The sequence below is a fragment of the Marinomonas hwangdonensis genome (assembly GCF_003721245.1).
GTDB lineage: Bacteria > Pseudomonadota > Gammaproteobacteria > Pseudomonadales > Marinomonadaceae > Marinomonas > Marinomonas hwangdonensis.
In genome coordinates this window covers 1-15,094 of the sequence record NZ_RIZG01000007.1, presented here as the reverse complement: position 1 = coordinate 15,094, position 15,094 = coordinate 1, and the positions used below count along the sequence as shown (strand labels likewise).

Here is a 15,094-nt window from a genome sequence, read left to right as displayed (position 1 = left end):
CTCTTACCCCTTGGTCGCGCCCAATGTTAGGCCTGCAATAAAATGTTTCTGCATGGCAAAGAACAAAATAACCGGAGGCAAAGCGGCCACAATAGAGCCCGCCGCAATCAACTGCCAAGACGCCATCCATTGACCTTTTAGCGCACTGATCCCTGCGGTAATCGGACGCACTTCATCGCTTTGCACCAGCACCAACGCCCAGAAGTAATCGTTCCAGATAAAGGTAAAAATCAGTACCGACAGGGCCGCAAGCGCAGGACGAACCAATGGCAATACGATGTGCCAAAAAATTTGCCATTCGCTCACCCCTTCCACACGCGCCGCTTCGATCAACTCATCGGGTAAACCCACAATAAAGTTGCGCATAAACAAGGTACAAAAGCCGGTTTGAAAAGCGATATGGAAAAGAATCAAGCCTGTTGCGGTATCGTACAAACCCATGCTGATGGTTAAATCGCGCACCGGAATCATCAGAATTTGAAAGGGTACGAAGTTACCGGCAATAAACGCCGCAAACAGCGCCACATTTCCGCGAAATTTAAACTTGGCAAGGGCATAACCCGCCAATGTCGACAAGGTAACAGCACCAAATACCGCAGGCAGCGTTATCAAGATGGAGTTCATTAAATACTGCAACATCGGTGTTTCCGTAAACACCAACATGTAGTTCTCAAACAACATCCACTCTGAGGGTATTCCCCAATAATTACCCGCATTGATATCGGCTGTTGAACGCGCTGACGTCAGCATCACAGCAATCAAGGGCAACAACCAAAGCAATAAGGCAATCCAAATCGCCACGCGGTAAGACAGATTAAAAGGTAATGATCTTTTTTCTATAGGCGTTGGAAACATTAGGCTTTCTCACTCTTCAGCATGCGCCACAAAAAGTAGGCAATGTAAACATTCATAATCAAAAACAGAACCGTTGCTATCGCAGCGCCATAACCTGCGCGATAGTTAAAGATCGACTGTTCGTACATGAAGTAGGCAAGGACACTGGAAGAACCAAACGGACCACCACTGGTCATGGTCGCCACCAAATCAAAACTGCGCAATGCACCAATTACAGTGACCACTACGGCAATAAACGTCGCGGGGCGTAGCTGTGGAAGAATCACGTGGCGCAACATTTTCCAACCATAGGCGCCATCCAAACGAGCCGCCTCAATTTGATCTGGATTAAGATTATTTAAGCCTGTGAGATACAAAATCATGCAATACGCAATCTGCGGCCACAGCCCCGCCACTATGATGCCAAAGGTCACCCAATTCTCATCTGACAGTATCGCGACTGGCTCCATACCAAATAGGCCAATGGCTTTATTGAACAAACCAAATGACGGATCGTAGAACCAAGAAAACACCAAGCCAACGACCACTTGTGAGATAACAAAGGGGAAGAAAAACATCGACTTAACAAGACGGATGCCCATGACTTTTTGATTTAAAAAAAGCGCAATGGCTAACCCAATCGGTGGTGCCAGCATGAAAAAGACCATCCAATACAGATTGTTTTTTAAGGCAATCCAAAACTGATAGTCATCAAACAACTCAACATAGTTACTCAAACCGATAAAGGTTTTATCACCGATCCCATCCCATTCATAAAAACTCAACCAGATGCTCTGGAGAATCGGAAAAATAACGTAGACCACAAACATAATGACGGCTGGCGCTAGAAACAAAACCGGCATCCATTGCTGCTGTTTGCTATGCAACTTCTGCATGGGTTACATACCTCTTATTTTTATTAATGTAAAAATTGCCACGCTTAGTGTTTTACTTTAAGAACCGACAACTCACTTAATAAAATAATGGAATAAAGTTCCATTTTTTGCAATACTCAATTCAGAACATTTTCTCAGGCCCTTTTTTCTGCCTTGAAAACACACAAACGTCGTTTGAAAAATTCGACGAAAAAACGCAAGCTAAAACACAACTTAACAAAAAGAGGACGCCTTAATATGACACAACCAGACAACAAGAGCGGCGGCTCATCGTTAGACAAAGCGCTGTCTCTTCTGCAAGAAGTCTGTGTGGCGACAGTACCATTGCGCTTTGCTGAGCTAGTCGAAAAAACCGATTTACCCAAAGCAACCGCCCACCGCACATTGATGTCTTTAACCGAAAGAGGCTTGGTACGCTTTGACGAGGCCACCCAGCTTTACCATCCAGGATATGGTCTATTGGAATTAGCCCATCAGGCTTGGTCGAAAATTGATGTGCGCGACATCGCCGCCGATCAAATGAAACACCTATGGGATGAAACAGGCGAGACCATTCACCTTGCGGTGTTAGACCGTGGTGATGTGATCTACATCGATAAACTAGAAAGCCAGAAAAGCTTGCGCCTTTTCTCTGCGGTAGGCAAAAAAGGTCCTGCTTATTGCACGGGTGTTGGCAAAGCCATGATGGCGTTTTTGAATGAAGAGCAACTGGCCGCAGCCATCAAAGAACAAAGCTTCGTGAAACACACAGACACCACGCTGGTAAACGAAGCCATGCTAAGAGACGCCTTGATAAAAATTCGTGAGAGTAAAGTCTCCCTAGATTTAGAAGAACATGAAGAAGGCATTCAATGTGCCGCGTCAGTGATTCTCAATCACAGAAACGAACCGATTGCGGCCCTTAGTATTACCGCACCCAAATTTCGCGTAGACGAGGCGCGTTTTCAACACTTTCAAGCACTGGTGAAAGAGGCTTGTAAGAAAGTATCCATCCGAATGGGGGCTATGGCCTCTAACTAATCATAGGAAAGTGCATTATGGCGACGATAAAACTAACAAACGTCATCAAACAGTTTCAAGATATTGAAACCATTCATGGTGTTAATTTAGATCTACAAGACGGTGAGTTTGTGGTGTTTGTGGGCCCATCTGGTTGCGGTAAGTCCACCCTTTTACGACTCATTGCAGGGCTTGAAGACATTACCGATGGTAAATTGGAAATTAATGGCGTCAACATGAATAAGGTCGCGCCCGCTGATCGCGGCGTTGCCATGGTATTTCAATCCTACGCGCTCTACCCGCACATGACCGTCGAGGAAAACATGAGCTTTGGTCTTCGCATGAATGGCGTCGCACCGGAAAAAATCAAAGAGCAAGTCGCTAACGCGTCGAATATTTTGCAATTAAACGAGCTTTTGAACCGTAAACCCAAACAATTGTCGGGTGGCCAACGTCAACGGGTTGCCATTGGACGTGCCATAGTACGCCAGCCAGAAGTCTTCTTATTTGACGAGCCTCTCTCTAATTTAGACGCTGAATTACGCGTCGACATGCGCATTCAAATTGCCCAATTACATAATCGCCTCAAAGCCACCATGATTTATGTTACCCACGACCAAGTGGAAGCCATGACGCTCGCCGATAAAATCGTCGTCTTACGCGCGGGCAATGTGGAACAAGTGGGATCGCCCCTGGAGCTTTATCACAATCCCGCCAATGAGTTTGTGGCAGGCTTCATCGGCTCCCCCAAGATGAATTTCTTAGATGGCAAAGTCATCAGTATCGACAACAAAGATGTGGCCGTCATTGACATCGCAGGACAAAAAATCGAACTCGAAGTAGACGGCACTAAAATATCGGTAAACGAAACCGTCAAACTGGGGATTCGTCCGGAGCACGTTAAAGAAACCATTCAAGACGCAGACATAGTGCTTAAAATTGATATCGATGTGGCCGAGCACCTAGGCGGTCTAACCTATTTATATGGACAATTTAAAGGTCACAAACTCACTATTGAAGTCAGTGGCGCCAACTTAACCCGCCATGGGGAAAGTGTTGAAGTGGGCATCAAAAAAGCCGACTGCTACTTATTTAATCGCAATGGCGATGCACTTGTTGACCGTCCAGTGCCAGTGCGCTAACTCACCCATTCCTGTCACTTGCAGCACATTCAACGCTATGTTGTTGATGTGCTGCTCTGTTTTAAAACAAAAAGCCTTCCCCGCCCCTTACCCATTACTGAGCAACCCGCTATAGTGAATGAAAGGATAGGTATTTTTGGGTGGTTAATCATGCGGCGTTTGTTGTTCCCAGTTGTTTTGGTGGTGTTGGCGGTTGGCTTGTGGCTGAGCAATGACTTGGTTGAGATCGCGGCTGGCATTGCTTTATTTATGTTTGGTATGAGCTGCCTCGAAAATGGCTTTAATGCCTTTACTGGGGGGACACTAGAAGGCATTTTGCGTAAGTCCACCAATACCAAATTTAAGAGTATTTGTTTTGGTGCGGCCAGCACCACGCTCATGCAATCCAGTTCACTGGTGTCTTTGATTACCATCTCCTTCGTCAGTGCAGAACTGATCAGCCTCGTTGCCGGTATTGGAATCATTATGGGAGCGAATATTGGCACCACCACAGGCGCATGGTTAATTGCGGGCTTAGGTCTTAAGGTCGATATTGCGGCTTATGCCATGCCGATGCTGATCTTTGGTGTTATTTTGGTGATGCAAAAGCCCAAATTACGCAAAGCAAGTGGCTATTTATTATTGGGGACTGGTTTTTTATTTCTGGGAATTCATTACATGAAAGACGGCTTTGCCGCTTTTCAAAACAGTTTTGATCTTAGCCAATACAGTATTGAAGGTTTACTTGGCATCTTGATTTTTACCCTCATCGGTATGCTGATTACCGTGGTTATGCAATCCAGCCACGCCACCTTGCTCATCATTATTTCTGCCCTCGCGGCCGGTCAAGTATCCTATGAAAACGCCATCGCATTAGCCATCGGTGCCAATCTCGGCAGCACCATCACTGCCATTCTCGGCGCCATCGCAGCCAACTTAGGTGGCCGCCGTTTAGCGGGCGCGCATATTATTTTTAATATTGTCACGGCTGTGGTGTCTATCGCTTTGATCGATTACCTGATCATGTTGGTCGACCTATTGGCGAAAGGGCTAGGCATCGCGCCCAACGATTACTTACTCAAATTGGCGCTGTTTCACACCTTATTCAACGTGATGGGAGTGCTCTTGCTTGCGCCGTTTATGAGTTACATCGAACGTTTTTTGATCCGATTCATTCGCTCCGCTCCGACCAGTATCGAGCAGCCACTTTATCTACAAGCTTCTGCGCTGCAAACGCCATTAACCGCTGTGACCGCCGTTCACAAAGAAGTGCTGCATTTGTTCGACAATGCCTATGGTTTGCTTGCCCACGGGTTAAGTCTGAGTCGTAAAACCATTGATTCAGACGAGTCTCTTACTGAGGCGGTTCACAATACTCGTCGCATTGTGCAGCTAGACGTCGATGACGCCTACGAAGACAAAATCAAAAGCCTACACAGCGAGATCATCAGCTTTATCGGCAAAGCACAGGTACGAGAAACACCCCATCAAAGCAGTGAAGCCCTGTATGCACTCAGGTTAGCCAGCCGCCACATTGTGGTCGCCGTGAAAGGCATGAAACACCTTCACAAAAACGTATCACGCTATGGCATCTCAACGAACCCGGCCATCAGGGAACGCTACGATCATATTCGCTTACGCTTAGCCAAACTGCTGCGTGAATTGCGCTTACTCACAGAACAAGCGGATCATTCATCATCTGACGTCATGGCGTTATCGCTGGATGCTCTTAAAGTGTCCCAAGAGAAAATGAGCCAAACCCTGCTCGATGAACTGGACGATATGATTCGTCATCAACGCATTAGCGCGTCTGTTGCGACATCAATCATGAATGATGATACCTATGTCAATGACATCGCCAACAGTTTACTGCAAGCTGTCAGGGTGTTGCTGACTCACCATCATCACAGTGCCACCCAACACATGCAGTTAAATGACGCCGAAATTCAGCAATTGGCAGAATCGCCAAAAGAGTAATATTGAGCCTTACAGAGGTGACCATGAAAGCGAAAACACTACTGGCCAAGTTGAGTCTTTTTTTTGATGACAATATTCAGGGCAAAAAGCGAGAAATTGCCGCATTAAAAAAATTGCTAAAACAACTCAAGGCAAAAGAAAAAGACTGGCAGGAAAAACTCAAAAGCCTCCCCCAAGGAGAGGCGTTTACTGAGCTTGAAGAAAAGATTTTAGTCATTCATCTGCAGCGTAAAAAAGGCATAGAACGACTAAATAGCTTAAAAGTCAGCTTGAAAAAATAATGTCTGCTACAAAATGCGCTTTAGTAAGCGATCTGCCCGTGACCGAATGACTTTCTTTAGCAGACTTTGCGCCTTATCCGGGTAATCCTGCAAGGTCTCTAGTTGACCCGAAGAGGTCATTCGCTGGGTATGCTGATAAATGTTCTCGAACTCAGCAGTGAACTTAGCCAACAACCGCTGTTTAGGGTCTTCTATTAGCAAGCCATTTTCTAAATCCAACACCCAGGCTCTAGGATTGACATTGTTCCCTGTCAGCAACATGGTCTGCTGATCTACCCAAAGCCCCTTTAAGTGATAACTGTGGTGGTCGTGCTTCCATAAATGAATCGACAAGCCCCCAGTGGCAATATGAGACTCATTGGCGATGGCAAACTTACGCAAATTTATCTCGTATAAATACGGCAAGCCCCCAATGGCTTTAAAAGGCTGATCAGGAGCGAGGTAAAAATCGTTCGCGGTTTTATCACCGACAATAATGTGTACCTTAACACCGCGTTTTATGGCTCGCTTTACTTCTCTCAACACGACTTTAGGAAAGTTAAAATACGGCGTACAAAGCACAATTTCTTTTTGCGAAGAAGCCAGTAAATCTGTAATACGTTGGTTTAATGCATTGTGTCGCCTGCCAATGCCCACTAATGGCGTCACCAGAATATCCCCCTGATGAGAACCCTCTGTCTGCACACCCACTTTTCTGTAAGACGACTGCCCTAAAGATGCACGAAACGCACGGATTGCAGGCTTTAACTCTCTGGTCGTTGGCAAAGGAGACTGAGATAGATTGGTCACAGCACCATGACACAGCATCTGATTTTGCACAAAATCCACCATACTGTTTGCCAAGGGCGCATCCTGAATGACGTGATAACGATCAAAACGGTAGCGATCCAAATAGTGCAAATAAACATTGTTGATACTGGCACCGCTGTAAATCACCGTATCATCAATGACAAAACCTTTTAAATGCAAAACACCAAAAATCTCACGGTTACGCACAGGTACACCATAAATAGGAATAGCGTGCTCGTATTTTTCCGCAAAAGCCTGATACATAGCTGCGTTGCCGGCCGCTTTTTCCATCCCCTGGTTTTCTGAACCGATGAGACCCCGTTGCGCACGATGCCAATCAACACAAATAATTATATCTAGCTTAGGGTTACGCTGCTTGGCTTCATAGGTGGCGGTCAGAACAGCCCTACCCGCCTCATCATCTTCAAGATACAAGGCCACAAGATAAACCCGGGATATCGCATCACGAATAGCATTCAGTAAATAATCACGGTACCCAAGCGCGGACGGTAAAACGTGAAACTGTTCTGGATGAAGAGCAAAAGTAGGCTGTGATTCAACTAAATTTCTAATGGGCATAATACAGAGACGCAACCTTATTTTTGACTAACGACAGACTGTAACAAATTCAACACCGTTTTTCCTAAAAATAATCCATATTGGCTTTAAACACTAGACAGTCACCTCGCTCATCTCGGGATGCATTTTTAAATATGTCGCCCAAGACGAATCAATCGCCTTCACTTCGTGCTCAATCCAGCGTTTGAACGTCATGATTTTTTGATACTTAAAATGCGGCGCTGGCGCAACATCTGGCCCAATACCGGTAATCATAGGAATAGTAATTGACTGCTCTTTAATCGGCTGCCGTATATCAATCATCAATGGCTGACAAAACAATACTCGGACTCAGGCAAAGGTTAATCTCCGGCTCCTGCGCTTGAAAGCGCCCCAAGCGCGATACCAACCACCGACTCGAAAACGACGGCACCGAACTGATTACCAAGGTATTGGGGGGCGGGATCTTCCGTAATGCCTTCTACCCCTTCTCCTTGGGTGCTAACGCCCTAAGTTAAATGAAATTAATTTCTAACAAGTTTAATGACGTTACCTAAATGGTCGAAAACATGGCATTGTGATGGACAAAAAGAAAAATCATATTCTTTATGACGTTCCAGCATATTTTCTGATTTTATTTCAACAATCAAGTCTTCGCCATTTTCTTGACTTCCATGAACATAACTTGTCCCTCCAAGCAATTCGATAGCCTTTATTTTCAGTCTTATTTTGACTGAGTATTTACTTCCTAAAGCAATATGTTCAGGACGAATACCGATTGATAATGGAGTATTTTTTAGTGTCGTATCCGTGTCCAGGGCAAAGTCAACATTTTCACCAGCCGTTGTTTTTAATGTAATATTCTTACCTTCTTGTTTATGAAAAGAAGCAGCAATGAAATTCATTCTTGGTGAGCCTATAAAACCACCAACAAATTGATTAACTGGATTATTGTATAATTCCAGAGGAGAACCAACTTGCACGACTCTACCCTCTTTTAGTACGACGATTTTATCGGCCATGGTCATGGCTTCAACTTGATCATGAGTAACATAGACCATTGTACTTTTAAGTTGCTCATGCAATGCAGTAATTTCTAAACGCATCTTTACACGCAACTCGGCATCCAAATTTGATAACGGTTCATCAAATAAGAATACATCTGGATTACGAACAATAGAGCGCCCAATAGCAACACGCTGTCTTTGACCTCCAGATAATTGTGCCGGCTTACGCTCCATTAAATCGTCTAATTGTAAAATTTTAGCCGCTTCATTAACTTTTCTTTCAATCTCACTTTTCTTCAGACCTGCAACTTTAAGACCAACACTCATATTTTGTCGAACTGTCATGTGTGGATACAGCGCATAGGATTGAAACACCATCGATATACCACGCTTAGAAGGCTCTAAATCATTAACAACTCTGCCTCCTATATTAATTTCGCCCTCGGTAACTTTTTCAAGTCCGGCAATTAATCTTAATAATGTAGATTTACCACAACCGGATGGGCCAACAAAGACAACAAACTCACCATCTTTAATATCTAGATCAACATCATGAATGGTTTTAATGCCATCGAAAGATTTACTTATTCCACTTAATTTCAAATTTGACATATTATTACTCTTATATTATTTGGTATCTTCAGTGATAGATGAAAATTGACCAGAGCCAGTTATTTGAATTTTATTTTCGATTTTATCGGGGAAATAAAGTTGAGTCATACTAAAGGTACCATCAGCGAAAAGAAGTTCAACAGCGCCTTTATCAACTATTATCTCAAGACCATTTTCAAACTTTTCATTAGTGATATTTGAGGTATAGTTATGTGGAAATTCATCTTCCATAACTTTGTCTGAGCCTAGATAAAGACGATTATTAATAATAGAAATTGTTTTCGCATCAAGCCTCTTGAATATAAACTGAGGGCAATCTTCTTCAAATAAATTGATTTCAATTTCCTCGCCTATTTCAAGCATCATTTTGCCTTTCACACGAAAAACACCAACATTATCATTTGGCATTGTTTCATTGAAAAAATCAGATACCGACTCACAAAATGACTGCCTCAAAATATAATGGCCACTTTCATTACAAATCAAACTAAATTCTCTTGGTAAAGTCATAATACCACGGAATGTTTTTGTTTCAGTTTGACGAGCATATCGCCAGTTACTCATCCAAGAAATAGCAATTCTTTTATTATCAGGTGCATTAGACCAACTTTGTGTAGCGTAATAATCTCGACCATAGTCCATCCACAATACTTTGTCGGCAGGGGCTTCGTTAGTAAAATTTTTACCATCGAAATCACCAATAAAATATTGCGTGCCAGAGCCAGGGGCATAACAACCGTCGCCGATACCGACAACCATTATCCATTTAGTCACGCCATTTTGCGCTGTCAATGGAAACAGGTCAGGACATTCCCATGGTCCATTACTATGGTGCCCCTCTTCTGCACCAAAATCTGAACTTAATTCCCAGTCGATCATATTTTGAGAGTAATAAATACCAATCGATTGTCCATGGGTAATCACCATCACCCAGTGCTTAGCTTGATCAAACCAAAATACTTTCGGGTCACGGAAACACTCTATTTTAGGATTATTTAAAATAGGGTTTTGCTCGTACTTTATCCAATTCAAACCCTGATCATCACTATAAGCTAAACATTGCGTCTGATAATCAGCCAATGAAGTATCTGAGCTCGGCAAGCTTGCAGTATAATAAGCCACCAAATTAGCCTCAGATTCTTTCTGAAAAAGACCACTTGTATTAGCTTTATCTACAATCGCTGATCCCGAAAACATATTACCTAATTCATCAGGAGCCAAAGCAATCGGATAATGCTGCCAAGTTACCAAGTTTTGACTGACTGCATGTCCCCAGTGCATTGGACCCCAAATAGTATCCATTGGATAATACTGGTAGAACATATGCCATTGCCCCTCAGAATAAACCAAACCATTTGGATCATTTAGCCAACCAAAGGCGGGAGAGAAATGTATCGCGGGTCTATATAAATCATTTTTACTTGACATTAAAATTAACCTTTTACAGATGAACCAGTAATACTAGCGATAAATTGACGCTGAATAATTAAAAAGAAGATAATGACAGGTATGGCCATGCAAACAGCAAATGCCATAACGTTACCCCATTGAGTTTGATTACTACCAAAGTATGCAGCCATAGCGACAGATAATGGACGAACTTCTGGACCACGAGTTACCATAATGGGCCATAGATAACTATTCCAAATACCTAGAAAATGCAAAATACAAACAGTGACACACACTGGTTTTGATAAAGGTAAAGCAATTTTCAGGTAGGTTTGAAATAGACTAAAACCATCCACCCTTGCTGCGTCAATGAGATCTTTTGGTATCTTGCTGAAGAATTGATAAAACAAGAATATAAAGAACGCATTGGCAAGTCCCGGTAGAATTTGTACTGCATAGGTATCAACAAGGTTGGCTTTACTTACCATTAATAACTGCGGTAAAACTAAACTCTCTCCGGGAATCGCTAGCACAGAAATAATTGCAGCTAATATATACTTCCGGTATTTCCCCTCTCCCCATGCTAGCGAAAAAGCCGCACAAGAGTTAACCACCAACGATAAGGTTAATGATATTGAAGTAATAAGAAAGGTATTAAAGAGATAGAGACCAAAAGGGTGATAAGGATCTGACCAAACGGCACGATAGTTATCAAAAGAAAACACCTGAGGAATAAAACTTTTCCAAGACCCCATATTCGCCAAAATATCAGTATTAGATGGGTTTAAACTAATTGTTACTGCCATCATTAATGGAATTAGAATAAACATAGACAGTATAAATGCTAAAAAGTATTTAAAATATTGCATTCTTCAATTCCTATTCATTTCTCATTAGACGACGTTGAAGCAAACCAAGTGAGGCAACTGCAATAAAAAATATGACGGATACTGCAGAAGCATAGCCAATTTTTTGAGATGAAAAACCATTACTAAACATATACTGAATAATGGTTGTGGTAGAACCATTTGGCCCACCTCCAGTTAAAATATTCACTTGAGTAAACAGGCTTAATGCCCCAATTGTGGTAATGATGACCACAAAAATATTGGTATTTCTCAAACCAGGAAAAGTGATATATCTAAACTGCTGCCATTTATTAAAACCATCAATCTCTGCTGCCTCATAGCGATCTTTTGGAATCTCTTGCAAACCAGCTAAGTAGATTAACATTTGAAATGGAAACGAAGCCCAAATTGATAAAAGAACAATAGATAACATTGCGATTGCTTCATCACCTAACCAATCAATGTAATCAGAAGAGCCAGTTAACCATTGATAAATGCCATTTAACAATCCATCTGGCGTTTGAAAAATAGCAGCCCAAATGACAACAATAACAGTGATAGGGGTCAGTATTGGTAAAATAGTAATACCTCTAAAGACCGCAATAAACTTAAGCTTACTGTTTAATAAAATTGCAGACGCTAATGCCAAACTCAATTGAATTGGAATAACAACAATAGCAAAATACAGTGTATTTTTTACTGACATCCAAAATTCACTATCGGCCAATATACGTTCGTAATTTCTTAACCCTATCCATTGTGTTGGAATCGGCCTCGGCATTAATCGCTCGTTAGTGAATGAAAAATACCCTGACAAGAAAAATGGAATGAAAATAAAAACAACCATTAATATAATTGCAGGCAATAACATCCCCACTTCAGGTAAAAAGCGTCTATAACTTTTCATAATAAGTGTCCGTGAAATTTAAAAAGGAAGTTGGCAATAAAGTATTGCCAACAATTTAAATGTTATTTATCAAATGGTGGGTAATTCATGTTGTCTTCGATATCATCATCAATCGCCATCGCAGCTCGGTTTAATGCGGTATCTATATCAGCGCCTTCGAAAATATTCTTTAGCGCTTTACCAAACTCACTGGTAATGACCGGATAGGCAGGATGTACTGGGCGTACTACTGCAATTTTTTGTGCTTGCAAGGCTAACATTTCAGCTTTACCACCTTCAGCAAACATGGGTGTCATTTTTATTGAATCTCTACGAGCAGGGATATAACCAGTAACAGTACTCCACTTCGCAACTTGATCAGCCGACAACACAAAGTTCAAAAAAGTAGTAATATCTTTTGTATTGTCTGATGAAGATGGCACAGCCCATCCCCAACCGCCATTTGGTGCATATGAACGCTCACCAAATTTAGGTGCAGGAATTAAAACAAGATCATCACCCAATGCTTGCGAATGAGAACGCCACATCCAGTTACCTACCCAAGACAAAGCCGCTGTTTTATCACCAAAAAAACGGTTATCGCCAGCGGTCGCAGGAACAACATAGCCATTATCTATCCAGCTTTTCATTTTATTAATAGCGGATTTGGTTTCTTTACTATTAATTGTTCCGTCTGCTTTCCAGGTTTTTTGATCGATAATATCTCCACCAGCGGATTTAATGAAGGGGTAATAACCATAAGTATTCCATTCCCCACCATAGCCTAATTTAAAATCAAGCGGCCATTTCACGCCATCAACTTTAGACAACTTTTTCAGCACTTCAGTAAATTGGTCGTAATCCCAAGTATCCTCAATTGTTTTAGGAACAACGATGCCCGCTTTGTCTAAATACTGTTTATTTCCCCACAACAAAACCGATGAATCACCTTGGCTTAACATATAGATCTTGTTATCTGGACTATAAGTTCCTTGAGCTATGACACCGGGCAGAATTTGATCAATCACCTCTTTATCCAGCATATTCCCGATAGGTTGTAACATACCTGACCAAATGTAGTTGGCCATGTTTGGACCATCAACCATTACCACATCAGGTAAGTCATTTGACATCCAAGCAGCTCGGATTGCATCATCATAAGAAGGTATAGGTTGAATTTTTAGCGAAACATCTTGTCCTGCAAATTTTTCATTAAAATCCTTTTCCATTTGTACAAAATATTGGCGTTCTGATTCACCATCAACTACCCATGCCGTTATTTGCTTCGCGTGTAGCAAATCAGGAGCAGTTAAAGCTAGAAGTCCGGTTAATAATGGAATTTTTATTTTTTTCATTTTTATTTCCTTTTCAATTGTAGAGAACTTTCTCTCAGCACCAATCTAGGCAATAATAATTGCGCAGAATAATTTTCAGATTTTTTATTTTCTTTTATTAAATTGAGCATTTCTTGAAAACCAACGTGTGCAATCTCTTGCATCGGCTGAGAAACACTTGTTATCCCCAGTATCCTTGAACTAAAAGTATTATCAAAACCGACAACCACAAGATCTCTTGGAATAACGAATCCAGATTCTGTCAATATTTCAATTACCTTTTGCGCCACCATATCATTCATACAAAATAAGGCTGATATCTTTAAATTTTGCTTTTCATCTATACAACTATTAATAAATCCTTTTAGAACAGTACCTTCCACTGCATTGAACTGGAACTCTTCACTAATATTAATACCAAGTTCATTAAGTCTATTTATAAAGCCAACATACTTCCCTTCCTGCTTAGAAATTGGGCCTATATACCCTATATTGATATGACCAGAAGAAAAAAAGTGATCTGCTACTAAACGCCCTCCTTCAATATGATCAACACCAACGCTAGGAAGGATGGAAGAGGTTTGTGTTAGTAACACGGTTGGAAATGAAAGGTTTTTAATTGTTTCTAAATACTCTGGCGATGTTGTATGAGGCACTAAAAAAACCCCATCAACCCCATGACTTTTGCACTCAGCAAAGGCGATTTTCTCTTGGTGTAGGTTATGACGGCTATTGAAAAAAAGAATGCATCGACCATTATGAAACGCCTCATTCTCTAGAACCCCTAGTAATTCCGAAAAAAAAGGATTAGAGATATTGGGAAAAATAACACCAAAAATATTGCTCTTTTTTTTGATTTTCTTCTTCTTTTCATAGTTTAGTTCTTGCATTGCCTTTCTAACAACGGCAAGCGTTTCTACCGAGACTGTATCCGGTTCATTAATAGCTCTTGAAATGGTCGCAATTGAAAAACCAGTATGACGAGCAATAATTCGAACCGTGGACATAAAAACACCTTTTTTTTTATATTTAAAAGATTATAAAAACGCTTAGCTAAAATTGTATAGCCTGATTAGAAGCATAACGGTGAACAACCCAAAAAAATCAGCAAAACACTGAAAAAAAGCATGTAACAAAGCATTTTTGTTACATTTCTTTGCCCTTAAACCTGCCATTGATTTGAGAAATTACCGTAAACGTCCCTACAGACCGCCACTGGAGGCTTTTAACCTGCATTATGGCTGATGACTTGTTTTGCATCATCGTCATAACTATTCATCGATGAAAACTGAAACTTGAGGCTGCATTAGCCGTTAAACAGATTGGTGAAGCATTGATACAGGAGAACTCTAGAATGGAAGCTCAGCATCCCTTTTCAACAAGTGGGGAAGGATCTTGCGGCGCTTACTAGTCAACTCAGTGTCTGCGAAAGGGACTTGCTTCATATCGAAGAGAAGGCTTCGTAGGATGGGGTCAGCAAAACTATCTCAGTCTGTCTTAATAGCCATCTTCCTTAGACAAGAATACATTCTAGCTAGGGAACGTGCGATTAAGTCAGATTAT

General features: G+C 41.6%; 14 protein-coding genes. 4 read left to right on the top strand and 10 right to left on the bottom strand.

What is annotated here, in order from left to right:
• Positions 1 to 3 precede the first annotated feature (3 nt).
• Together EBI00_RS11780 and EBI00_RS11775 are read right to left on the bottom strand one after the other, a co-directional pair.
• Positions 4 to 855, bottom strand: coding sequence for a carbohydrate ABC transporter permease (locus EBI00_RS11780; protein WP_123096135.1), 852 nt, complete (start codon positions 853 to 855; stop codon positions 4 to 6).
• The gene (locus tag EBI00_RS11775) at positions 855 to 1,730 is read right to left on the bottom strand and encodes a carbohydrate ABC transporter permease (protein ID WP_123096134.1); all 876 of its coding nucleotides are present in this window, start codon (positions 1,728 to 1,730) and stop codon (positions 855 to 857) included. The genes EBI00_RS11780 and EBI00_RS11775 overlap by 1 nt, the downstream gene beginning before the upstream one ends.
• Positions 1,731 to 1,967: 237 nt before the next feature.
• Between EBI00_RS11775 and EBI00_RS11770 the strand changes: the two genes are divergently transcribed.
• The 4 genes from EBI00_RS11770 (at position 1,968) to EBI00_RS11755 (ending at position 6,108) form a co-directional block, all read left to right on the top strand.
• On the top strand, positions 1,968 to 2,750 hold the full coding sequence (locus tag EBI00_RS11770) for an IclR family transcriptional regulator (protein WP_123096133.1): 783 nt from the start codon (positions 1,968 to 1,970) through the stop codon (positions 2,748 to 2,750).
• A gap of 17 nt (positions 2,751 to 2,767) precedes the next feature.
• Entirely contained in the window at positions 2,768 to 3,871 is a 1,104-nt protein-coding gene (locus EBI00_RS11765) for an ABC transporter ATP-binding protein (RefSeq protein ID WP_123096132.1), read from the top strand.
• 150 nt (positions 3,872 to 4,021) lie between these two features.
• Entirely contained in the window at positions 4,022 to 5,827 is a 1,806-nt protein-coding gene (locus tag EBI00_RS11760; protein ID WP_123096131.1) for a Na/Pi cotransporter family protein, read from the top strand.
• Between the two features lie 2 nt (positions 5,828 to 5,829).
• Positions 5,830 to 6,108, top strand: a complete 279-nt coding sequence (locus EBI00_RS11755; RefSeq protein ID WP_123096130.1) for a hypothetical protein — start codon at positions 5,830 to 5,832, stop codon at positions 6,106 to 6,108.
• A 6-nt stretch (positions 6,109 to 6,114) separates the two neighbouring features.
• On the opposite strand, the gene pssA is transcribed toward EBI00_RS11755, so the two are convergent.
• From pssA to EBI00_RS11715, 8 genes are all read right to left on the bottom strand, one after another.
• Positions 6,115 to 7,476 carry a CDP-diacylglycerol--serine O-phosphatidyltransferase gene (pssA, locus tag EBI00_RS11750; RefSeq protein WP_123096129.1) on the bottom strand — a complete coding sequence of 454 codons (1,362 nt, stop codon included), beginning with the start codon at positions 7,474 to 7,476 and terminating at the stop codon, positions 6,115 to 6,117.
• A 93-nt stretch (positions 7,477 to 7,569) separates the two neighbouring features.
• Positions 7,570 to 7,779, bottom strand: coding sequence for a hypothetical protein (locus EBI00_RS11745; protein ID WP_148039076.1), 210 nt, complete (start codon positions 7,777 to 7,779; stop codon positions 7,570 to 7,572).
• Between the two features lie 200 nt (positions 7,780 to 7,979).
• Entirely contained in the window at positions 7,980 to 9,074 is a 1,095-nt protein-coding gene (locus EBI00_RS11740; protein ID WP_123096127.1) for an ABC transporter ATP-binding protein, read from the bottom strand.
• 15 nt (positions 9,075 to 9,089) lie between these two features.
• On the bottom strand, positions 9,090 to 10,502 hold the full coding sequence (locus EBI00_RS11735; protein ID WP_123096126.1) for a glycoside hydrolase family 32 protein: 1,413 nt from the start codon (positions 10,500 to 10,502) through the stop codon (positions 9,090 to 9,092).
• A gap of 5 nt (positions 10,503 to 10,507) precedes the next feature.
• Positions 10,508 to 11,332 carry a carbohydrate ABC transporter permease gene (locus tag EBI00_RS11730; RefSeq protein ID WP_123096125.1) on the bottom strand — a complete coding sequence of 275 codons (825 nt, stop codon included), beginning with the start codon at positions 11,330 to 11,332 and terminating at the stop codon, positions 10,508 to 10,510.
• 10 nt (positions 11,333 to 11,342) lie between these two features.
• Positions 11,343 to 12,218, bottom strand: coding sequence for a carbohydrate ABC transporter permease (locus EBI00_RS11725; protein WP_123096124.1), 876 nt, complete (start codon positions 12,216 to 12,218; stop codon positions 11,343 to 11,345).
• Positions 12,219 to 12,280: 62 nt separating this feature from the next.
• Positions 12,281 to 13,552, bottom strand: coding sequence for an ABC transporter substrate-binding protein (locus EBI00_RS11720; RefSeq protein ID WP_123096123.1), 1,272 nt, complete (start codon positions 13,550 to 13,552; stop codon positions 12,281 to 12,283).
• A 2-nt stretch (positions 13,553 to 13,554) separates the two neighbouring features.
• Positions 13,555 to 14,538, bottom strand: coding sequence for a LacI family DNA-binding transcriptional regulator (locus tag EBI00_RS11715; RefSeq protein ID WP_123096122.1), 984 nt, complete (start codon positions 14,536 to 14,538; stop codon positions 13,555 to 13,557).
• Positions 14,539 to 15,094: the final 556 nt, after the last annotated feature.

Coding starts and splice junctions, on each gene's coding strand:
- EBI00_RS11780 (WP_123096135.1), bottom strand. CDS start 855: ATGTTTCCAACGCCTATAGAAAAAAGATCATTACCTTTTAATCTGTCT.
- EBI00_RS11775 (WP_123096134.1), bottom strand. CDS start 1,730: ATGCAGAAGTTGCATAGCAAACAGCAGCAATGGATGCCGGTTTTGTTT.
- EBI00_RS11770 (WP_123096133.1), top strand. CDS start 1,968: ATGACACAACCAGACAACAAGAGCGGCGGCTCATCGTTAGACAAAGCG.
- EBI00_RS11765 (WP_123096132.1), top strand. CDS start 2,768: ATGGCGACGATAAAACTAACAAACGTCATCAAACAGTTTCAAGATATT.
- EBI00_RS11760 (WP_123096131.1), top strand. CDS start 4,022: ATGCGGCGTTTGTTGTTCCCAGTTGTTTTGGTGGTGTTGGCGGTTGGC.
- pssA (WP_123096129.1), bottom strand. CDS start 7,476: ATGCCCATTAGAAATTTAGTTGAATCACAGCCTACTTTTGCTCTTCAT.
- EBI00_RS11745 (WP_148039076.1), bottom strand. CDS start 7,779: ATGATTGATATACGGCAGCCGATTAAAGAGCAGTCAATTACTATTCCT.
- EBI00_RS11740 (WP_123096127.1), bottom strand. CDS start 9,074: ATGTCAAATTTGAAATTAAGTGGAATAAGTAAATCTTTCGATGGCATT.
- EBI00_RS11735 (WP_123096126.1), bottom strand. CDS start 10,502: ATGTCAAGTAAAAATGATTTATATAGACCCGCGATACATTTCTCTCCC.
- EBI00_RS11730 (WP_123096125.1), bottom strand. CDS start 11,332: ATGCAATATTTTAAATACTTTTTAGCATTTATACTGTCTATGTTTATT.
- EBI00_RS11725 (WP_123096124.1), bottom strand. CDS start 12,218: ATGAAAAGTTATAGACGCTTTTTACCTGAAGTGGGGATGTTATTGCCT.
- EBI00_RS11720 (WP_123096123.1), bottom strand. CDS start 13,552: ATGAAAAAAATAAAAATTCCATTATTAACCGGACTTCTAGCTTTAACT.
- EBI00_RS11715 (WP_123096122.1), bottom strand. CDS start 14,538: ATGTCCACGGTTCGAATTATTGCTCGTCATACTGGTTTTTCAATTGCG.